Origin of the sequence: Raskinella chloraquaticus (SeqCode) (assembly GCF_021731865.1) — a bacterium.
GTDB lineage: Bacteria > Pseudomonadota > Alphaproteobacteria > Rhizobiales > UBA4765 > Raskinella > Raskinella chloraquaticus.
Genome location: NZ_JAKFWN010000001.1, coordinates 174,400 through 193,074, shown reverse-complemented (window position 1 = coordinate 193,074; position 18,675 = coordinate 174,400). Strand labels below are relative to the sequence as shown.

The window sequence follows — 18,675 nt, the reverse complement described above, 5'->3', positions numbered from 1 at the left end:
AAAGGGAGGAACTCTATGATCAACGGAATATGCCGATCATTGGCCCTGCTGATTGTCATGACCATGGCAGCGCAGGCACAAACCCCGACATATAAGATCACGCCCGAGCTTGAGGAGGCAGCCCGCAAGGAAGGCAAGGTCGTTTATTACACCTCGATCGAAGTGAAGGTCGCCGAGGAATTGGCGAAGGCTTTCGAGAAAAAATATCCTGGTATCGACGTGGTCGTTGAACGCAATGGCGCCGAGCGGCAATTCTCGAAAATCGGCCAGGAATATTCGAGCAAGATCTACAACGTCGATATCGTCAACAGCTCGGATGCCGCCCATTTCATTTTCTGGAAGCGCGAGGGCTGGCTGGCTTCCGCCCTGCCCGACGAAGTCCAGAAAATCTATCCGGCAGGCAGCTTCGACCCGGAAGGCTATTTCGCCGCCATGCGATCGAGCCTGAGCGTGATCGCCTATAACACCAATCTGGTCGAGGCGAAGGACGCGCCCAAGAGCTTTGCCGACCTGCTTGAACCCAAATGGCAGGGAAAACTGGTCAAGGCCCATCCCGGCTATTCCGGCACCATCCTCACCGCCACCTTCCAGATGGCGCGTGATCTCGGCTGGTCCTATTTTGAAAAGCTTGCCGCGCAGCAGGTGATGCAGGTCCAGTCATCGACCGATCCGCCGCGCAAGGTGGTTGCCGGCGAGCGTCCCGTCATGATCGATGGCAATGAGTACAACGTCTTTCTGGAAAAGGAGCGTGGCGCCCCGATCGAGGTCGTTTATCCCAGCGAAGGAACGCCTCTTGTCATCGGCCCGACGGGTGTCATGAAAAGCGCCCAGCATCCCAATGCCGCGCGCCTCTTCCACGCGTGGAGTTTCACGCTCGAGGCGCAGCAGCTGATCGTCGACAAGGGGGGATTGCGCTCGCTGCGCCCCGACATCAAGGAGCCGCAGGGGCGCAAGCCACTGTCCGAGATCAAGCTGATGAAGGATGATCCGGTCAGCGTCGACAGCCAGGTGGGTGATATCAAGAAGCGCTATTTGCGCTACTTCAAAACATGACAGCAACGCCGGCGCTGAAATCGTTTGCGACGGCGGATGGCCGGCATCCGGCGGGGATTGACCTCTCCGCCGGCGTGCTTGGCGCGATTGTTCTTTTTTTGTCGGCGCTCGTCGGGCTGCCTCTGTTGTGGCTGGCGGTGTTTGCCTTCACGAATGCGAAAGGCATGCCGACGCTTGCCAATTTCGGCGATCTTGTCAGCGATCCCGATTTGCTGGATCCGCTGATCACCACGTTCAGCCTTGCCGGACTGGTGGCGGTTTTCGCGGCGATAAGCGCGGCACCTCTGGCCTGGCTGGTCTCGCGCACCAATCTGCCGGGGCGGCGGATCGTCCGCGCGCTCCTCACCGCCAGCTTCGTTACTCCGCCTTTTCTTGGCGCCATCTCCTGGGAAATCCTGGCTGCCCCCAATAGCGGCATCCTTAATCGCCTGTGGCGCGAGATGAGCGGGGGCACTGAAGCCCTGTTTGATATCTATACCTTCTCAGGCCTCGTTTTTGTCGTCACCTGCTACACCGCGCCCTATGTGTTCGTCGTGCTGTCGAACGCGCTTGATCGCATTCCAGCCGATCTTGAGGACGCCGCCGGCATTCTTGGCGCCAGCCGCTGGCGGGTCGTGCGCGCGATCACGCTGCCACTCGCACTGCCGGCTTTGCTGGCCGGCGCGCTCGTCGCTTTCCTCCAGGCGATGACCCTCTTCGGCTCACCCGCCATCCTGGCCATTCCGGCAGGCTTTCATACCATCACGACCAAAATCTATTCCCTCTTCCAGTTTCCCCCGAAACCGGAAGTCGCCGCCGCCGCCGCCCTGCCGTTGCTGCTTGTCACCATGCTTCTTTTGTTCATGCAAAGCCGTCTGCTCGGCCGGCGCGGCTATGCGGTGGTGGGCGGCAAGAGCGGGGAGGCGCGCCTCATGGCGCTTGGTATCTGGCGCTGGCCGGCCTTTGCCCTGGTCATGATGGTTCTGGCGCTGCCGCTTTTCCTGCCCTATGGCGCGTTGCTGAAGGCGGCCTTTTCGCGCGTGCCCGCTGGCCCGCTCGATCTTGCCAACCTGACGTTGGCCCACGTCAATTTCGTCTTCATTGAATTTTCCCAGACCCGGCGGGCTTTCGCCAATACCTTCGTTCTGGCGCTGGGAACCGCCAGTGCCGGCACCATCCTCGCGCTCCTCATCGCCTATAGGGTCGCCCGCCAGGGCGGCAGGACGGGGCGTCTGCTGGAAGCGCTGGTGAGCGCTCCACTCGCCATTCCCGGCATCGTTCTGGGCGTTGGTCTCTTCCTTGCTTATACGCGCGGCCCGCTCGTGCTCTACGGCACGTTGTGGATCCTCTTCTTTGCCTTTCTCACCATCGAGCTGCCAGTCGCCTATCAGCAGATGCGTGCCTCCTTTCGCGGTCTCCATCCGGAGCTGGAGGAGGCCTCGCGCATTCTTGGCGCCACGCGCCTGGGGACGTTGCGCCGCATTACCGCGCCGCTGCTCAAAAGCGGCGTCATCGCCGGCTGGTGCCTGATCTTCATCGGCGTTGTGCGTGAGCTGTCGGCTGCCGTCATTCTCTCCTCGCAAAACACCAAGGTGTTGTCGGTGGTGATCTTCGATCTCAACGAAAGCGGTGATCTGGGCGCCATCGCCATCATCGGCGTGACGATGCTGCTCCTCACCTTCGCCATCATCGGTTTCGCCAACTGGATTGCCGGTGTTGGCGCTGATCCGCGCCGTGCCGTCGGCTAGAAAGGGACACGCACATGCAGGAACTTGACGGCAAGGTAGCCCTCGTCACCGGAGCCGGTCGCAATATCGGCCGGGCGATTGCGCTCAGCCTGGCGGCGGGCGGAGCCAGCATCATCGTCAACACCCGCGCCAGCCGCGATGAGGTCGAGGCGGTGGCAGACGAAATCGGCAGTGACCGCGCCATGGTGGCGATGGCCGACGTCACCGACCGTGCCGCCGTCGATGCCATGATCGCTGCCACGCTTGCCCGCTTCGGCAGGCTCGATATTGTCGTCAACAATGCTGCGGTGCGCGGTGAGCGCGCCTTTGACACGCTTGATTTTGCCACCTGGAAAACCGTTCTGGCGATCTGCCTCGATGGCGCCTTTCACTGTGTGCAGGCCGCCCTGCCGGCGCTGAAAGCGAGCGGGGCCGGCACTATCATCAATATCGGCGGGCTGACGGCGCATACGGGGGCCGCCGACAGACCTCATGTGGTTACCGCCAAGGCTGGTCTCGTCGGCTTGACCCGGGCACTCGCTCATGACCTTGGGCCTCATGCGATTACCGTCAACAACGTCTCGCCCGGCCTGATGGACACGGTGCGCGGCGCGTCGACCGGCCATCAGCAGCCGCGCCATCACGCCACGCAGTCAACGCTGCTCGGCCGGCGCGGCGTGCCCGACGATATCGCCGCCATCTGCCGCTTCCTTGCCGGCCCCGGCGGGCGCTACGTAACCGGCCAGGTGCTCCATGCCAATGGCGGGGTTTATCTCGGTGGTTGAACGGCGCCCTCGCGCTTGCCTGCGCAGCCTGCTTATGGCAGGAACGGCGCCGATTGATTGTCACCGGCTTTCGGGTGATAACGATTCGTTATAAGTGTTTCGCCAGATTTGGTTTTGGCCATTTGCAGGCTGCTGTAGCTCAGTGGTAGAGCACTCCATTGGTAATGGAGAGGTCGACAGTTCAATCCTGTCCAGCAGCACCAGCCACGCACCGCCGACCTCGTTATTTTTCGTGTTTGTCAAAAAACCGCGGCGATATCCGGCGCTTCAGTAAATGCCCCGCTCGCAGCACTGCCAGAGGAAAACCGGCTTGTCGTTTGAGCCTATGGCGGTAGTCTTCTGGGTATGAGCAGTCCGTTCATCTTCCGCTACTGCAAGACCAGCCGCGAGATCATCCGGCGGATGGCGATGATGGACGTCGCAACAGGGCGCGGGACTGGGCGCTTTCTGAGACGTTTCCGTTTGTGTGGCCGTGTTAAAATTTGTGCGTTCGCCTCGTTTTTAGGCGTATCGCCTGCAAGTTTGATCTGCTCAAAATAGAGAAGTGTCTAAAAATATGACGCGGAATGCCAATACTCGCTTTCTTGCCCCGCCAAGAGTAGCGTTGATAAGGATCAATCGACGGGAAAACCAACTGGCATGCTAGTTGCCCTGAAAGCAGTCTGGCAGACGCCATAACAGCGGAGGGGTATCGGAAAATGGAGGGGAATAAGAAAATGAAGACATCTGTTCTCAGTCGCAGTCTTTTGGCGGGCATCGCCTTGGGGGCGATGCTCGGAGGAGTTTCGGCGCAGGAGAAAGTGCTGCGGATCGGCATGACGGCGGCAGATATTCCGCGTACCCATGGCCAGCCGGATCAGGGCTTTGAAGGGAATCGCTTCACCGGCATCCCGATGTATGATGCGCTGACGCATTGGGATCTGTCGTCAGCCGACAAGGCGAGCGTGGTCATTCCGGGTCTCGCAACGGAATGGGCGGTGGATGCCGCCGACAAGACAAAATGGATATTCAAGCTCCGCCCCGGTGTGAAGTTCCATGATGGTTCCGCCTTCACTGCGGATGCTGTCGTGTGGAATGTCGAGAAGGTTCTGAAGAAGGAAGCCGCCCATTTTGACGCCAGCCAGGTTGGCGTCACCGTCTCGCGCATGCCGACACTGCGTACGGCGCGCAAGATCGATGATCTGACGGTGGAACTGACGACCTCCGAGCCCGACAGCTTCCTCCCCATCAATCTGACAAACCTGTTCATGGCCTCTCCGGCCCATTGGGCAGCGAAGCTTGCCGCAGTCCCGGCCTCCGTGAGCGATGCCGCAGAGCGAGGCAAGCAGGCCTGGTTAGCCTTTGCAGCCGAACCTTCGGGCACTGGTCCGTTCAAGGGGGTTCGCCTCCAGCCGCGCGAGCGTTTCGAAATGGTCGCCAACAAGGGATATTGGGATCCCAAGCGCACGCCCAAGATCGACCGCGTCGTGCTGCTGCCGCTGGCGGATGCAAACGCCCGCACCGCCGCGCTGCTTTCCAATCAGGTCGACTGGATTGAATCGCCGGCACCAGACGCGATGCCGCGTATCACGAGTGGCGGCTTCAAGATTTACTCAAACCCGCAGCCGCATGTCTGGCCCTGGCAGCTTTCATTCGTCGAGGGGTCTCCCTGGCTCGACAAGCGCACGCGCCATGCCGCCAACCTGTGCATCAACCGCGACGAACTAAAGACGCTTCTGGGTGGTATGATGGGCGTGCCGAAAGGCTCCGTTGATCCGAGCCATCCTTGGTGGGGAAACCCGACCTTCGACATCAAATATGACGCCGCCGCAGCCAAAAAGCTGATGACGGAAGCCGGATATTCGGCCGCCAAGCCCATGAAGGTGAAAGTGCTCACCTCGGCTTCCGGCTCCGGCCAGATGCAGCCGGTGCCGATGAACGAGTTCCTCCAGCAATCGCTGAAGGACTGCTTCTTCGATGTCGAACTGGATGTCATCGAGTGGAATGCGGTTTTCACCAACTGGCGTGAAGGAGCAAAAGACCCGAAGGCCCGTGGCGCCAACGCGATCAACGTCACCTTCGCGACCATGGACCCTTTCTTCGCGATGGTCCGCTTCACCTCCACGAAAACCTTCCCGCCGGTCTCGAACAATTGGGGCTATTTCGGCAATGACGAGTTCGACGGGCTGATCTCCAAGGCGCGCTCGACCTTCGATGCCAAGGATCGCGATACGGCGCTTGCCGCCTTGCACAAGCGTATTGTCGAGGAAGCGCCGTTCATCTGGGTGGCCCATGATGCCGGCCCGCGCGCCATGAGTGCAAAAGTGACAGGCGTTGTTCAACCCAAGAGCTGGTTCATCGATATCGCGCCGATGTCGGTCGAGTGATCTCTCTCGCCCCGCCGGCACCAGTCCGGCGGGGTCTCCAGTGCGGTTGGAAAAATCGCTGCGGCGTTCGGACCGAAGCGGCATCCTGCGGGCCCATGATCAGTTTTCCGATCCGGCACCCTGATCCAACCTGCCTTGTTGAAAGTTGCTTTGCATGTTGATGTATATTGCCAAGCGGCTGCTCTACACCCTGCCGGTGGCGTTTGGCGTCAGTGTTGTATGCTTCATGCTCGTGCATATCGCGCCGGGAGACCCGCTGACTTCGGTTCTCCCGCCCGACGCCTCGGCGCAGCTTCAAGCCGAGATGCGACGGCTCTACGGCTTCGACAAGCCACTGCCCGTGCAGTATTTCATCTGGCTGGCAAAGACAGTGCAGGGTGATCTGGGTGTCTCCATTGCCACTGGCAGGCCCGTGGCTCTGGAATTATCCAAGGCGCTGGGCAACACCTTGATGCTGGCGGTTCTCGCGACGCTCATCGGCTTTCTGCTCGGCGGATTATTCGGCTTTGTTGCCGGGTATTTCCGCGGCGGCTGGGTGGACAGGCTGGCCTCATTCATTTCGATCATCGGGGTTTCGGTGCCGCATTACTGGCTGGGCATGGTGCTGGTGATCATTTTTTCCGTTCAGCTCAACTGGTTGCCCGCCACTGGCGCCGGGCCGGGCGGATCGGCTGACTGGGCCTGGAATTGGTTGCATGTGCGCCATCTCATCCTACCCGCGATCACCATGTCCGTGATCCCGATGGGGATTGTTGCGCGGACAGTACGGGCTCTGGTGGCTGATATTCTCAGCCAGGAGTTCATTGTCGGCCAGCGGGCCAAGGGTCTGCTGGATTTTGGTGTTTTCCGACACGTCGTGAAAAACGCGGCGCCCACGGCGCTCGCAGTGATGGGACTTCAACTGGGTTATCTGCTGGGTGGATCGATCCTGATCGAGACCGTTTTTTCCTGGCCGGGAACCGGCTTTCTGCTCGGGCAGGCGATCTTTCAGCGTGATTTGCCGTTGCTGCAAGGCACGATCCTCATCCTGGCGCTGTTTTTCGTGGCGCTCAATCTGATCGTGGACGTGGTTCAAACCATGCTCGATCCGCGCGTGCAGCGGACCTGACATCATGAGCAGCCTCTCCGCATCGCAAAATTCAGCACCCTTTGAGGTTTCTCCCGGCTATTGGTCCGGAGTGATTGGCAGGCTGCGGCGTGACCCCGTCGCGATGTTCGCGCTCCTCGTCATCCTGGCGCTGGTGCTGATGGCCCTTTTTGCCCCCTACATCGCGCCCAATGATCCCTATCGCGGACAATTGCTCCGCCGTCTGCGGCCGATCGGCACAGCCGGATTCCCGCTGGGAACCGACGAACTTGGCCGGGATATGCTGTCGCGCCTCATCTACGGGGCTCGCCTGTCCCTGCTGATGGGCGTCACTCCCGTCTTCATCGCCTTCTTTTTCGGCGCGTTCATCGGGATCACGGCCGGCTTCGTCGGTGGGAAGGTGAACAGCCTCCTGATGCGCACCGTCGATGTGTTCTTCGCTTTCCCCTCGGTTTTGCTGGCAATCGCGCTCTCGGGTGCGCTGGGGGCCGGCATTTTTAACGGGCTGCTTTCGCTCTCGATTGTGTTTATTCCCCCCATTGCCCGCATTGCTGAAAGCGTCACCACCGGCGTGCGCAAACTCGAATACATCGAAGCGGCCCGCGCTTCGGGCGCTTCATCCATGACCATCGTGCGCGTGCATGTGCTGGGCAATGTGCTTGGTCCGATTTTTGTGTATGCGACGGGGTTGATCTCCGTCTCGCTGATCCTCGCCTCCGGGCTTTCCTTCCTCGGGCTGGGCGTCAAGCCGCCGGAGCCCGAATGGGGCCTGATGCTCAATACCTTGCGCAATGCCATCTACGTGCAGCCCTGGGTGGCAGCGCTCCCAGGCCTGATGATTTTCTGCACCTCGATTTCATTCAACCTGTTCTCGGACGGGTTGCGCTCGGCGATGGATCTCAAATCATGATCCCCGCGCCGCTCTTCTCCGCCCAGAATCTGGTGAAGCATTTCCGCCTCAAGGGTGGGCTCCTGGGCTCATCGCGCGGCGTGGTTCGTGCTGTGGACAATGTCAGCTTCGATCTTGCTGAAGGTGAAACGCTGGGGATCGTCGGTGAAAGCGGGTGCGGGAAATCCACCACCGCCCGGCTGATTGTCGATCTCATCTCCCCCGATGCGGGCACCATCACGCTTGGTGGCAAATTGCTGGGCAAGCATATCTCCGCGCGCGAATTGCGTCGCCAGATCCAGATGGTGTTTCAGGACAGCTACGCGTCGCTCAATCCGCGCCTGACGATGGAAGATGCGATCGCCTTTGGCCCCAAGGTGAACGGGATGAGCCCGCAGCAGGCGGCCCGGCTGGCGCATGAGCTGCTGGAGCGTGTGGGGCTCGAGCCGCGCCGCTTCGCCGGCCGTTATCCCCATGAACTCTCCGGCGGGCAGCGCCAGCGTGTCAATATTGCGCGGGCGCTGGCCTTTTCACCGAAAATCGTCGTGCTCGATGAATCTGTTTCCGCGCTCGACAAATCGGTGGAAGCGCAGGTTCTCAACCTGCTGGCCGATCTCAAGGCGGAGCTGGGCCTCACCTATGTGTTCATCTCGCATGACCTCAATGTCGTGCGGCATATGAGCGACCGGGTGATGGTGATGTATCTCGGGCAAGTGGCCGAGATCGGCACGGTGGAGGCGATCTATTCCGCGCCGGCGCATCCCTATACTGCGGCGCTTCTGTCGGCGATGCCCTCGATGGACCCGGATCGGCGCACGATGGAGGCCCCTCTGACGGGCGATCCGCCCAACCCGATCAATCCGCCCGCCGGGTGCCGGTTTCATACGCGATGCAAGCATGCGGACACGATCTGCGCGGCGGTTGAGCCTGGTCTCTTCGGGCTGCCGGGCGAGGGGCATCAGGTGGCCTGCCATATTCATATTCCCGGATCGAACCATCGCAACCGGGGGGTGGAGGCATGAGCGCGCCCCTGCTCGACATGGAAAACCTGACGGTGCGCTTTCATGGCGAGCGCACAGTGCACGCGGTGAACGGCGTAAGCCTCACGCTCCAATCAGGAGAAACGCTGGGTATTCTGGGCGAGAGCGGTTCGGGCAAAAGCGTGACGCTGAAAACCTTGCTGCGCCTTCTGCCGGAGAACCGGACCGAGATCGGCGGCACGCTGCGCGTTGATGGTCAGGATGTGCTGGCGCTGCAAGGGCGCGCGCTGGCGGATCATCGCGGACGTACGGTCTCGATGGTCTTTCAGGACCCGATGCTGGCGCTTGATCCTGTTTATCGCATCGGTGATCAGATCGCGGAAACGGTGATGCGTCATGAAGGCTGCTCACGCTCAGAAGCCATGGCGCGGGCGCTCGATATGTTCAAAAGCGTGCAGATGCCCTCACCTGAGCGTCGGCTGAGGGCTTATCCGCATGAAATGTCCGGCGGGATGCGCCAGCGCGCCATGATTGCGCTGGCATTGGCGTGTCGTCCCAAACTGCTCCTGGCCGATGAGCCGACCACCGCGCTCGATGCGACCGTGCAGATCCAGATCCTGCTGCTGCTGCGTGATCTGCAGCGCCAGTTCGGCATGGGCATGATTTTCGTCACGCATGATATCGGTGTTGTCGTCGAGGTCTCGGACCGGGTCGCGGTGATGTATGCGGGCGAGATCATCGAAACGGGCACCGTGCATGATATCATCCGCGATGCCCGCCATCCCTACACCAAGGGGCTGCTGGCCGCGAACCTCCACGGCGCGGTCAAGGGCGCGCGCCTCAATGCGATCTCTGGCGCGCCGCCTTCGCTGGAGAGCAGGCCCACAGCGTGTTCCTTTGCGCCCCGCTGCCCGGTGGCGCGCGAAACATGCGCCAGCCAGCCGCCGCCGAATGTCGCAGTCGGGGCACAGAGGCAGGTGCGTTGTATCCTCGCGCAACAGTAGTCGCGTCTGCCTGTTCAATGGCTCCTGTTGCGGCTTTAAAGAGCGTGCTTGACGGGGTTCAAATCATCGACGCATCGCATTGTCTGCAAATTAATGAAGCAAGCGGTTTTGTAGATTTTCTAGTTGTGCCATGGCAGTAAGGCTCCGCAGCCTGACCAGGGCAAAGAACCGGAACAAGGATCGAACCATGCTGCGCCGCGCGGCGCCACGGAATTTCGCGAACTCCTCGCGTTCTATACCTGAAAAGAGGAAGCAGCCCGGCCATGAACCTGACTTCACACCCACCTGCGCTGGACGCTGCCAGACCGGATGAAGCGACCGGCATCACCACCTTCGACTTCGCTAAACTGACCCCGCGCGAGCGCTACAAGCTGCTGATCGGTGCCGTTGTTCCGCGCCCCATCGCGCTGGTGACCACGATCTCGAAGGAGGGTGTCGTCAACGCCGCACCGTTCAGCTTTTTCAATTGCCTGTCGGCGGACCCGGCCATCCTTGCTCTGGGCGTCGAGTATCGCCCGACCGGCGCGCAGAAGGATACCGGTCGCAATGTGCGCGAGAGCCAGGTCTTTACCGTAAACATCGTATCGGACACCATTCTGGCGGCGATGAACGTTTGCGCCGTGCCTTTTGGTCCCGACATCGACGAACTTCGCGAGGCCGGCCTGACTGCGATGACGGGCGTGAAGGTGCAAAGCCCGTGGATTGGCGAGGCGCCCGCAGCATTTGAATGCCGCCATCACACGACGCTGAGCATCGGCTCTTCACGCGAGATCATCTTGGGCGAAGTGGTTTTTGCGCATTTTCATGCCGATACGGTTGACCCCGCCAACCATCACGTCGATCCTGTGGCGCTGGATGCCATTGGCCGGATGGGTGGGCAGGGTTACGCGTCAACGCGCGATTATTTTGATCTGCCGACCATGTCTGTCGAACAATGGCGCGAGGGGCGTATCGCCGGGCGAAATGCGCCCCCGCCCAAAACCGGACGATAAGCCGCATATGCGCATCCTCGTGATCAACCCGAACATGACGCAGGACATTACCGCGCGGGTGGTGAAAGCGGCGCAATCGTTTCTGCCAATGGGCACCGAGCTTGTGGGCGTTACCGGCCGGTTTGGTTCGCCCTATATCACGTCGCGGCCAAGCTTTGCTGTTGGAGGGCATGCGGCGCTCGATGCCTTGGCCGGACATTGCAGCACGCCGCTTGATGCCGTGATGCTCGCCTGTTTCGGCGATCCGGCGCTGGCCGCGTTGCGCGAGATATCGGCGGTCCCGGTGATTGGTATGGCCGAGGCGTCGTGCCACCTTGCATCGCGGTCAGCGGGCCGGTTTTCCATTGTCACCGGAGGCGCGGCCTGGGTGCCGATGCTCGAGGAGTTCGTGGCATCCATCGGGCTCACCGCCCGTCTTGCCTCGATCAAGGCGACGGCAATGACCGGTGGGGAGATCGCCCGCGATCCGGACCGTGCACTGGATGCGCTCGCAGGAGAGATATCGGCATGCGCGGGCGATGGCGCGGAGCGCGTCATTCTAGGCGGCGCCGGGCTTGCGGGGATCGCCGGGACGCTGGCATCACGGGTGGGCGTGCCGCTGATTGATTGCATAGAGGCGATGGCGCGGATCACCATTGAGGCCATCAGTGTGGATCAACTGGCCGGCCGGAAAGCCCGGACGAGCCCAAGCGCTGCCGCGTTTCGCGCGTCCTTTATGTGACGCAGGGCGGAGCGCGGGAGTGGGAGGGTGGCTCCTTCTCAAACCGTGCCGCCATCGCCAACAGATCAACGTCCGAGCCCGGCACATCAGCGCAGTTCACGCGGCTTCAGCGTCAGGATGGGCACCACCCACCCTGTCACGCGCCTGGAACAATCAGCACACAATGACGTTCCTTCCCTGTCACACATCATTCTAGGAGGCAGTCATGTTCCAATGGGCCATTATCTTTCTTATCGTCGCTCTGATCGCTGCTGCGCTCGGCTTCGGCGGCCTTGCCGGCACCGCTGTATCGGCTGCGCAGATCGTCTTCGTTGTCGCCCTCATTGCCTTCGCCATTTCGGCGATCGCCGGGCTGCTACGGAGAGCCTGACGGCGATCCGGGCTATGGAGAGCCGAAGGGTAATTTTTTGATGCGGCGAGAGGCAGGCCGGCAGGCCAGCGCGCTTTACCTGCTCAGGCAGGTTGCAGGGCTTTCCTGTCAAAGAACAGCGCCTGACTGATCGCCGCCTTCACCGCGTCCGGCTGAAATGGTTTGGTGATGAGAAAAGCAGGTTCGGGCTTGTCACCGGTCAACAGGCGTTCAGGATAGGCGGTGATGAAAATCACCGGAACGTTGACCGCAGTGAGAATTTCGTTGACGGCGTCCAGCCCCGAACTGCCATCGGCAAGTTGAATATCGGCAAGCACCAACCCCGGGGTCTTGCTGGCGACCAGGATGACGGCCTCGCGATGAGTGCGGGCAATACCGACAACGCGGTGGCCCAGATCTCCCACCAGCGCCTCGATATCAAGGGCGATGATCGGCTCGTCTTCGATGATCAGCACATCGGTCGCAACCTGATCGGCGATTTCCTGGCCTGCCTTGTGGATAAGGGCTGATGCGTCCTCTCGTGAGGTGGACAGGATGCGCGCGACCTCATCGATGGAAAACCCTTCAACTGCGCAAAGAAGGAATGCCTGTCGTGGGCGCGGCGTCAACGTTTCAAGATTGCGCTCGGCACTCGTCTGCCGGTCAACGTCTGGAACGGGAAGGGAGCGCTGGCTGGTGGTCGACCACAGCGCCAGAAAGACGCGATAGAGGGCATGACGGCCTGGCATGTCGCGCGGGAAGATGGTGGGGTCGGCGATCAACGCTTCAAGTGTTGCCACAACATAGGCGTCGCCGCTTTGCTGCGACCCGCTGAGCGCTCGCGCAAACCGCCTAAGATACGGAAGATGAGCGGCTATTTCCTTGGATATCGACATAAAAACACCTCGTCTGATGTAGCGTTGAGCATCGCGACTTCATACGTTTTGGCAAGAAATTTATTTTTAAATTTAAGTGGAACCCGGGAGCATTTGGTGCGTTGGCGAATTGAATGAGGTAAAGAGAGCGCTGATTATTTTTGCAGATGCTGTTCTTCGGGACCTTGAAATGATGTCTGACAAAGAAAAAGATTCATCAATGCACACATCGACAGCCTTCGGCGACGATCATCGGACCGGAACGCTGGACCCCAAAGTCCAGGATGCAATCGGTCGCGGTTTGAAAGCTCATTTCGACGATCTGGTGAGCGCGCCGATCCCCGATCGATTCCTGGCCCTTCTGGCTGAGCTGGAAGCCAAGGAGCAGAGCAATGACCAGTGATGCAATCGTCCTGGTAACGGCGTCGATAGCAGCGCCTTGCGAGAAGACTGCTTATTCCGCCGGAAAGGCTTTCCGCGAGCTTCTGATCTCCGAAATCCCGCGGCTTCGTGTTTTCGCCGCGTCCCTGAGCGGCTCTATCCAGCTGGCCGATGATCTGGTCCAGGACACGCTCCTGAAGGCCTGGAGCCATGCCGCCAGCTTTCATGAAGGCACCAGCATCAGAGCGTGGCTGTTCACGATCCTGCGCAACACCTATTTCTCCGCCTACCGCAAGCGTGGTCGCGAAGTGCAGGACACCGACGGGATGTTCTCGCAGAATGTCGCAGTCTCCGGCGGACAGGAGGGAAGCCTCGATCTCGCCGATTTCCGGGTGGCGCTGGCCAAGCTGCCAGAAGAACAGCGCGAAGTGCTGATCATGGTTGGCGCGTCCGGCATGAGCTACCAAGAGACGGCGGAGATCTGCGGTATTGCGATTGGAACGGTGAAAAGCCGCGTCAATCGGGCGCGCGTGAAGCTGGCTGAATTGCTTGGCATGTCGGGTGTGGACGATATGCCCGCTGACAAGTCTGTCCTGGCTGTCATCAATCGCTCCGCAACGCCCTAGCCGCGCCGATGCTGACACGCCTGGGATTAATGACCGTCCGCGCACGCCTGTTGGCGTTGATGATTCTGATTGTGATTCCGATTGCCGGTCTCAGCGTTGTTTTTGCATTCGGAAATTATCAGTCGATTCTGACAAGCATCGAAAACGAGCGCGGCCAGGCAGTTTCCGATTTTGCGGTGCGAACCGACGTCTGGGTCACCAGCGTGTTGCGGACAGTCTTTATCCTGACCGAATCGATCCAGGCGCAACCGGGTGGCGCAATCGACTGCTACGCGGTTGCGGCGCAATTGCTGTATAAAATGGAAGGCTATAATGCCATCGCCATCAACAACGCTGATGGCCGGTCGTGTTTTTCCTCGCGGACCGCGTCAATCACCCAGGATCTGGCGTTGCGGGTGTTGGCTGAATACCGGGAAAAACCCCACGTCAGATTGCCGTTCAGCCCGCTTGAAGTTGAAGCCGATTACGGGCCGGTGCGGGCAGGCAATGAACGCCATCTGGCGGTCTATGAACGGTCGGTGCTGGAAAACGGCAGCCAATGGGAATCAGTGACATTCGTCGATCCGTCCTTGCTCGATCGCTTTTTTGAACTTGGTTCGGGAAAGTCGATGATTGTCGCGCTGATGAGCCCGGGGCTCATACCCATGGCGGTGCGAGGTGCGAGGGAGGAGGACATGTCATGGCTGCCGCAAGCCGAAAACATTGTGGCTGGATCGGCGCATTGGCGTGCCTCCGCTCAGGACGGAAAAGAATACAATTACACCACCGAAGCCATCTCCAATTCCGACCTCTATATTCTCGCTCGCTTCGACGATAAGCCGCGCGCCGATGCGTGGTTTCGCTTCGTGATGCTTGTCTCTCTCCCCGTGCTGATGCTTGCGGCTCTGTTTGCAAGCTATGCCCATTTTGTTCGAACCGGCATCACCAGATGGATTTCGGGTATCGAGCAGGCGGCGCGTGCCCGCGCCCACGGCAAGGCTGAACTTGCGCCGGTTGGTGAAAAGATGCCGGCCGATATCAGATCGGTGGCGCTGGCTTTTAACGACATGATCGATGAATCGATCAAGCGCGAAAGCGCCCTCAGCCAGTCCCTGGCGTCCAACCGCTTTCTCAACCGGGAGCTTCATCATCGCCTGAAAAACAGCCTGCAGGTTATTCAGAGCTACATGTCGCTGTCGCGCCGGCAGCAGGGCAGCCGTACCGACACCAGCCTGGCCGAGATGGAGGCCAAGGTGCTGGTCCTCTCCGTTGCCTACCGATTGGCGCTGACGGATAACCACATGCAGCCGGTGCCGCTGAAACCGTTTACGGAAGAAATCATTTTGACACTTGCCAGCGCCCTTAACGAGAGCGGCCGGTCGATCGAAGCTAAAATCACGAGTGACGCAGGCCTTGCTGTGGACCGGGCCATCCCTTTGGGGCTGGTGCTGGTCGATGCCATCATGACCGGATTCAAGGGAGCGGACACGCAATCAGTCTCGATCTCGCTTGAAGCGATGGAAGATGGTCGCGTGGAATTGCAGGCGGTGATCGATGGCACGCTGCCAGACAGCCAGCAGCCATCGCGGATCCTGAAAGGTTTGGCCGGCCAGTTGCAGGGCGAAATTGTGCCAACCGCGCCGGGCGGGGTGATCCGTTTGCGTTTTCACTGTTGATGCGACGCGGACAAAACGTGCTGAGCGTTTGCCGAAGACCACCACACTCGGCGTCATCGACAGCATGATGATCGGGTACCGATCAGCTGATGCAGGCAGGCCCTGCCGATCCCGCCTCAACTTAACTGAACAAACGTATTCATGAGCGGAGAGGGAGGGACGTCGGCATTGCTGGCCATCTCCTGGGTGAGAATGTCGAAGCGCCGCAGCACGTGCGGTCCGTAGGAATTGAGGATTGGTACATCGGTTGCATCACGACCGCGGGCGATAACGATCCTGCCGATGCGCGGCTGGTTGTGCCGTGCATCAAACGTCCACCAGCGTCCATCGAGATAGGCCTCAAACCAGGCGCTGAAATCCATGGGATTGGGGTCGGCAGGGACCCCTATGTCGCCGAGATAGCCGGTGCAGTAGCGGGCAGGAATATTGAGACAACGGCATAGCGTGATCGCCAGATGGGCGAAATCACGACACACGCCGATGCGCTCACGCAAGCCCTCCGCAGCCGATCGCGTACTGCGCGCCTGGAGATAGTCAAACGTGATGTGATCATGGACGTAATCGCATATGGCCTGCACCGTCCACCAGCCAAGATCAGGACGACCGAAGCGTGCCCAGGCTTGTTCGCTCAAAATATCGGTTTCGCAGTAGCGGCTGCCCAATGTGAACTCAAGCACATCGCTCGGCAGATCCTCGATGCGCACCATAGCCGCGTCCGTGTCGCAGCCATCCGGCATTCCGCTATCTGAAATCAGCCCGGATGCGCACAGCGAGAGGCGCCCTGCAGGGGCGACGAACCGACGACACAGATTGCCGAACTTGTCCTGGTAAAGCTCGCTTGAGATATCGCGATCGGGAAAAGACAGTGAGCGGATGACCGGAATATCGTTGCGGCAAATATCCCCTCGCCGCGTTGGATGAATATCCACAAGGGCGATGACGGGCGTTTCATTGGCGCATTCGATCTCGATGTCATAGCCATAGGCAATTTTCATGGAGGCGCCTGTCTAATCCCTGATCTCGATAAGATTGCCGCTGTCGATCGCATTGTCTGTTGCGCGCGCCGATGCAAGGCGCCCGACGCCGCCGCGGCACCTATTTTCCATTGGCGATGGCGCGGCCGGCGAACAGGCCAACCGCCGCAACCAGGATCAAGGCGGCCGATGCCAGCGGCATCTTTCTGACGGCACCCGCGATGACGGGCGCAGCGATAAGAGATGCCGCACGCAGGGTTTCGCGGCGCTGGCGATAGTGCTGGAGGGCAACACCGCCCGCATAGGCCATGCCGGCGATGACAGCCATTGCAGCTGCAATCAGCAGATCGGCATTGATATCGGGATAGGCGAGAGCGAGCCAGTTTCTCAACGCAACAAGAGCAAATCCCACACCGAAGAGGACGGACATAATCGCCACGCCATAGCAAAGGGCTGCCCGCACGGTGCGGCGGACCAGGCCCGACGCCTCGCTTGCCGCCAGAAGTAGCAATGACTGCCACATGACCTAGCGCGCCGAGATGAGGCCGACGAACACCCCGAGCACCGCGGCGATGCCCAGAGCGCGCAGCGGGCGTGCGCGCAATTCCTCACCAATCAGGCGCTGGAGTTCGCTCACCTGCTCCTTGGCGGCGTTGGCCATCACGCCGGTATCAACGCCAATATCCTTGAGGTGCGCGCTGACCTTGTCAGCAACCTCGGAGGCCTCCCGGCCGACCGTATCGCTCAGGCACGACGCGTCCTTGCTGACAGCTTTTGCTGCCGAACTTGCCGCATCCTTGACGCTCTTGGAAGCCGAGGAAACTGCGTTGAGCATATCTTCTGAAACAGCCGAAATACCATTCATGCTCATATCTCCCATTTGTGTGACAAAGGGCGCGCTGTCTGAAAAATAGAGAAACTGACGCCCTTTCCAGCAACAACGCCGGGCAGCGTCAAATGTTCCTGGAACAAGATCGCGTGTTGCGCGTAATTCACGCATGCCCAATCATTATTCGCACCTCGGGTTTGTTGTCCTGACGCGCGTCAAATCATATTGCTGAGCCTTGTGCTTCAGTCTGGCGATACGAGGATTATGAAGCAGGAGCCTTGCCGGCACTGTCATGGAAATTGTGGTAGAAACGTACTCATGAGAGTAATGGCGCAATCGGTGGCTTCTCTCTCCGGCCGGTGGAGAAGCGATCCGCTTTTTGGCGTTCTCGCCAGTTTTGCCCTGTTTGCTGCAGCGCTTGCAAGTCGCGTCGCTCTCGATGGCGTCCTGCCGGACGGCTTTCCTTACATAACGTTCTTTCCCGCAGTCGTGCTCTCGACATTTTTCATGGGAACGCGCGCGGGAATTTTTTGCGCTGTTCTATCTGGCCTTGCCTCCTGGTATTTCTTCCTGCCCCCTCATTGGTCGTTTGCTACCGACAGCACGACAATGCTTGCGCTGATCTTCTATCTCGTCGTGGTCGGGGTCGACATCCTGGTGATCGACCGCATGGTGGCCGCCCAGACGGAACTTGCCGGCGCCCGCAATGAGGCGATCGCCGCGCTCTCGCAGCGTGATGCCCTGTTTGTCGAGCTGCAGCACCGCATCGGCAATAATCTCAATGCGGTCTCGGCATTGCTCAACCTGCAGGCACGCGCGATTGGCGACACAAATGCGCACCGCGCTCTGGTCGAGGCAGCGCAGCGCATCGGCACCATTGCCAGCATCAATCGTCTGTTTCTTGAGCCGTCACGAAGCGGCGGTCAGCTTGATGCGCAATTTGTTCGCGATCTCGCCTCCCGTTGCGTGGAGGTTGGCGGCCAGGGACAAGCAGTTGATATCGATGTGGCGGGTGACACGATTTTGCTGTCACAGGACGAGTTTCTGCCGACCGGGCTGGTGATCGCCGAATGTATCAACAACGCGCTCGAGCATGGATTTCCAGACAGCCGCTCGGGCAGGTTGACGGTCCGTTTGCGGGCTGATGCAGCCAACGGGAGTGCTGAAATCAGCGTCCGGGATGATGGCGTCGGTCTGCCGGCGCATTTCTCGCTGGATGAGGCAGAAAGCGTCGGCCTGCAACTGATCAAGCTGTTTGCCATGCAATTGAACGGCACCTTCACCATGAGCGCGGCGCTGCCTCAGGGCACGCTGTCAACGCTTCGTTTCCGCCCGACGGGTGCGGCGGAATTCGACAACGAGCCGGCGTCGTTCCTCACATTCTCATGAGCGTTTCAGGAACA

The 18,675-nt window shown here is 60.1% G+C and carries 19 protein-coding genes and 1 tRNA gene; 16 read left to right on the top strand and 4 right to left on the bottom strand.

Annotation, left to right across the window (positions count from 1 at the left end; genetic code table 11):
• The first annotated feature begins 15 nt into the window (after window positions 1-15).
• The 12 genes from ACINK1_RS00970 (at window position 16) to ACINK1_RS00915 (ending at window position 11,953) form a co-directional block, all read left to right on the top strand.
• On the top strand, window positions 16-1,053 hold the full coding sequence (locus ACINK1_RS00970; protein ID WP_376799822.1) for an ABC transporter substrate-binding protein: 1,038 nt from the start codon (window positions 16-18) through the stop codon (window positions 1,051-1,053).
• Window positions 1,050-2,780: an iron ABC transporter permease gene (locus tag ACINK1_RS00965; protein ID WP_376799823.1), complete on the top strand. Its 1,731-nt coding sequence runs from the start codon at window positions 1,050-1,052 to the stop codon at window positions 2,778-2,780. Before ACINK1_RS00970 ends, ACINK1_RS00965 begins: the two co-directional genes overlap by 4 nt.
• Window positions 2,781-2,794: 14 nt before the next feature.
• Window positions 2,795-3,544 carry an SDR family NAD(P)-dependent oxidoreductase gene (locus ACINK1_RS00960; protein WP_376799824.1) on the top strand — a complete coding sequence of 250 codons (750 nt, stop codon included), beginning with the start codon at window positions 2,795-2,797 and terminating at the stop codon, window positions 3,542-3,544.
• Between the two features lie 128 nt (window positions 3,545-3,672).
• A tRNA-Thr gene (locus ACINK1_RS00955) sits at window positions 3,673-3,747 on the top strand.
• Window positions 3,748-4,260: 513 nt separating this feature from the next.
• Window positions 4,261-5,910, top strand: coding sequence for an ABC transporter substrate-binding protein (locus tag ACINK1_RS00950; protein ID WP_376799825.1), 1,650 nt, complete (start codon window positions 4,261-4,263; stop codon window positions 5,908-5,910).
• 154 nt (window positions 5,911-6,064) lie between these two features.
• Window positions 6,065-7,018, top strand: a complete 954-nt coding sequence (locus ACINK1_RS00945; RefSeq protein WP_376799826.1) for an ABC transporter permease — start codon at window positions 6,065-6,067, stop codon at window positions 7,016-7,018.
• A 4-nt stretch (window positions 7,019-7,022) separates the two neighbouring features.
• Window positions 7,023-7,907 carry an ABC transporter permease gene (locus ACINK1_RS00940; RefSeq protein ID WP_376799827.1) on the top strand — a complete coding sequence of 295 codons (885 nt, stop codon included), beginning with the start codon at window positions 7,023-7,025 and terminating at the stop codon, window positions 7,905-7,907.
• Window positions 7,904-8,908: an ABC transporter ATP-binding protein gene (locus tag ACINK1_RS00935; protein ID WP_376799828.1), complete on the top strand. Its 1,005-nt coding sequence runs from the start codon at window positions 7,904-7,906 to the stop codon at window positions 8,906-8,908. The genes ACINK1_RS00940 and ACINK1_RS00935 overlap by 4 nt, the downstream gene beginning before the upstream one ends.
• On the top strand, window positions 8,905-9,870 hold the full coding sequence (locus ACINK1_RS00930) for an ABC transporter ATP-binding protein (RefSeq protein WP_376799829.1): 966 nt from the start codon (window positions 8,905-8,907) through the stop codon (window positions 9,868-9,870). The genes ACINK1_RS00935 and ACINK1_RS00930 overlap by 4 nt, the downstream gene beginning before the upstream one ends.
• Before the next feature lie 263 nt (window positions 9,871-10,133).
• Window positions 10,134-10,862, top strand: coding sequence for a flavin reductase family protein (locus ACINK1_RS00925; RefSeq protein WP_376799830.1), 729 nt, complete (start codon window positions 10,134-10,136; stop codon window positions 10,860-10,862).
• A complete protein-coding gene (locus ACINK1_RS00920; RefSeq protein WP_395759932.1) occupies window positions 10,834-11,583 on the top strand; it encodes an aspartate/glutamate racemase family protein in 750 nt (249 codons plus the stop codon). The genes ACINK1_RS00925 and ACINK1_RS00920 overlap by 29 nt, the downstream gene beginning before the upstream one ends.
• A gap of 205 nt (window positions 11,584-11,788) precedes the next feature.
• Window positions 11,789-11,953 (top strand): DUF1328 domain-containing protein, encoded by a 165-nt coding sequence (locus ACINK1_RS00915; protein WP_376799832.1) that lies wholly within the window; start codon window positions 11,789-11,791, stop codon window positions 11,951-11,953.
• A gap of 83 nt (window positions 11,954-12,036) precedes the next feature.
• Here the strand turns inward: ACINK1_RS00915 and ACINK1_RS00910 are convergent, their stop codons facing one another.
• Window positions 12,037-12,828 (bottom strand): response regulator, encoded by a 792-nt coding sequence (locus ACINK1_RS00910; RefSeq protein ID WP_376799833.1) that lies wholly within the window; start codon window positions 12,826-12,828, stop codon window positions 12,037-12,039.
• Window positions 12,829-12,937: 109 nt separating this feature from the next.
• Here ACINK1_RS00910 and ACINK1_RS00905 point away from each other — a divergent pair, with 109 nt between their 5' ends.
• Genes ACINK1_RS00905 through ACINK1_RS00895 form a run of 3 tightly spaced genes read left to right on the top strand, consistent with a single transcriptional unit; the run spans window position 12,938 to window position 15,469 of the window.
• Window positions 12,938-13,210 carry a NepR family anti-sigma factor gene (locus ACINK1_RS00905; protein WP_376799834.1) on the top strand — a complete coding sequence of 91 codons (273 nt, stop codon included), beginning with the start codon at window positions 12,938-12,940 and terminating at the stop codon, window positions 13,208-13,210.
• Window positions 13,200-13,814: a sigma-70 family RNA polymerase sigma factor gene (locus ACINK1_RS00900; RefSeq protein WP_376799835.1), complete on the top strand. Its 615-nt coding sequence runs from the start codon at window positions 13,200-13,202 to the stop codon at window positions 13,812-13,814. The genes ACINK1_RS00905 and ACINK1_RS00900 overlap by 11 nt, the downstream gene beginning before the upstream one ends.
• Window positions 13,815-13,873: 59 nt before the next feature.
• Window positions 13,874-15,469, top strand: a complete 1,596-nt coding sequence (locus ACINK1_RS00895; RefSeq protein ID WP_376799836.1) for a sensor histidine kinase — start codon at window positions 13,874-13,876, stop codon at window positions 15,467-15,469.
• A 116-nt stretch (window positions 15,470-15,585) separates the two neighbouring features.
• Here ACINK1_RS00895 and ACINK1_RS00890 read toward each other — a convergent pair whose 3' ends face one another.
• From ACINK1_RS00890 to ACINK1_RS00880, 3 genes are all read right to left on the bottom strand, one after another.
• Window positions 15,586-16,464: a transglutaminase family protein gene (locus tag ACINK1_RS00890; RefSeq protein ID WP_376799837.1), complete on the bottom strand. Its 879-nt coding sequence runs from the start codon at window positions 16,462-16,464 to the stop codon at window positions 15,586-15,588.
• A 100-nt stretch (window positions 16,465-16,564) separates the two neighbouring features.
• Window positions 16,565-16,966, bottom strand: coding sequence for a phage holin family protein (locus ACINK1_RS00885; protein WP_376799838.1), 402 nt, complete (start codon window positions 16,964-16,966; stop codon window positions 16,565-16,567).
• Between the two features lie 3 nt (window positions 16,967-16,969).
• On the bottom strand, window positions 16,970-17,308 hold the full coding sequence (locus tag ACINK1_RS00880; RefSeq protein ID WP_395759931.1) for a hypothetical protein: 339 nt from the start codon (window positions 17,306-17,308) through the stop codon (window positions 16,970-16,972).
• Window positions 17,309-17,599: 291 nt separating this feature from the next.
• Between ACINK1_RS00880 and ACINK1_RS00875 the strand changes: the two genes are divergently transcribed.
• A complete protein-coding gene (locus tag ACINK1_RS00875; protein WP_376799840.1) occupies window positions 17,600-18,661 on the top strand; it encodes a sensor histidine kinase in 1,062 nt (353 codons plus the stop codon).
• Window positions 18,662-18,675: the final 14 nt, after the last annotated feature.

Coding starts and splice junctions, on each gene's coding strand:
- ACINK1_RS00970 (WP_376799822.1), top strand. CDS start 16: ATGATCAACGGAATATGCCGATCATTGGCCCTGCTGATTGTCATGACC.
- ACINK1_RS00965 (WP_376799823.1), top strand. CDS start 1,050: ATGACAGCAACGCCGGCGCTGAAATCGTTTGCGACGGCGGATGGCCGG.
- ACINK1_RS00960 (WP_376799824.1), top strand. CDS start 2,795: ATGCAGGAACTTGACGGCAAGGTAGCCCTCGTCACCGGAGCCGGTCGC.
- ACINK1_RS00950 (WP_376799825.1), top strand. CDS start 4,261: ATGAAGACATCTGTTCTCAGTCGCAGTCTTTTGGCGGGCATCGCCTTG.
- ACINK1_RS00945 (WP_376799826.1), top strand. CDS start 6,065: ATGTTGATGTATATTGCCAAGCGGCTGCTCTACACCCTGCCGGTGGCG.
- ACINK1_RS00940 (WP_376799827.1), top strand. CDS start 7,023: ATGAGCAGCCTCTCCGCATCGCAAAATTCAGCACCCTTTGAGGTTTCT.
- ACINK1_RS00935 (WP_376799828.1), top strand. CDS start 7,904: ATGATCCCCGCGCCGCTCTTCTCCGCCCAGAATCTGGTGAAGCATTTC.
- ACINK1_RS00930 (WP_376799829.1), top strand. CDS start 8,905: ATGAGCGCGCCCCTGCTCGACATGGAAAACCTGACGGTGCGCTTTCAT.
- ACINK1_RS00925 (WP_376799830.1), top strand. CDS start 10,134: ATGAACCTGACTTCACACCCACCTGCGCTGGACGCTGCCAGACCGGAT.
- ACINK1_RS00920 (WP_395759932.1), top strand. CDS start 10,834: ATGCGCCCCCGCCCAAAACCGGACGATAAGCCGCATATGCGCATCCTC.
- ACINK1_RS00915 (WP_376799832.1), top strand. CDS start 11,789: ATGTTCCAATGGGCCATTATCTTTCTTATCGTCGCTCTGATCGCTGCT.
- ACINK1_RS00910 (WP_376799833.1), bottom strand. CDS start 12,828: ATGTCGATATCCAAGGAAATAGCCGCTCATCTTCCGTATCTTAGGCGG.
- ACINK1_RS00900 (WP_376799835.1), top strand. CDS start 13,200: ATGACCAGTGATGCAATCGTCCTGGTAACGGCGTCGATAGCAGCGCCT.
- ACINK1_RS00895 (WP_376799836.1), top strand. CDS start 13,874: ATGATTCTGATTGTGATTCCGATTGCCGGTCTCAGCGTTGTTTTTGCA.
- ACINK1_RS00890 (WP_376799837.1), bottom strand. CDS start 16,464: ATGAAAATTGCCTATGGCTATGACATCGAGATCGAATGCGCCAATGAA.
- ACINK1_RS00885 (WP_376799838.1), bottom strand. CDS start 16,966: ATGTGGCAGTCATTGCTACTTCTGGCGGCAAGCGAGGCGTCGGGCCTG.
- ACINK1_RS00880 (WP_395759931.1), bottom strand. CDS start 17,308: ATGAATGGTATTTCGGCTGTTTCAGAAGATATGCTCAACGCAGTTTCC.
- ACINK1_RS00875 (WP_376799840.1), top strand. CDS start 17,600: ATGGCGCAATCGGTGGCTTCTCTCTCCGGCCGGTGGAGAAGCGATCCG.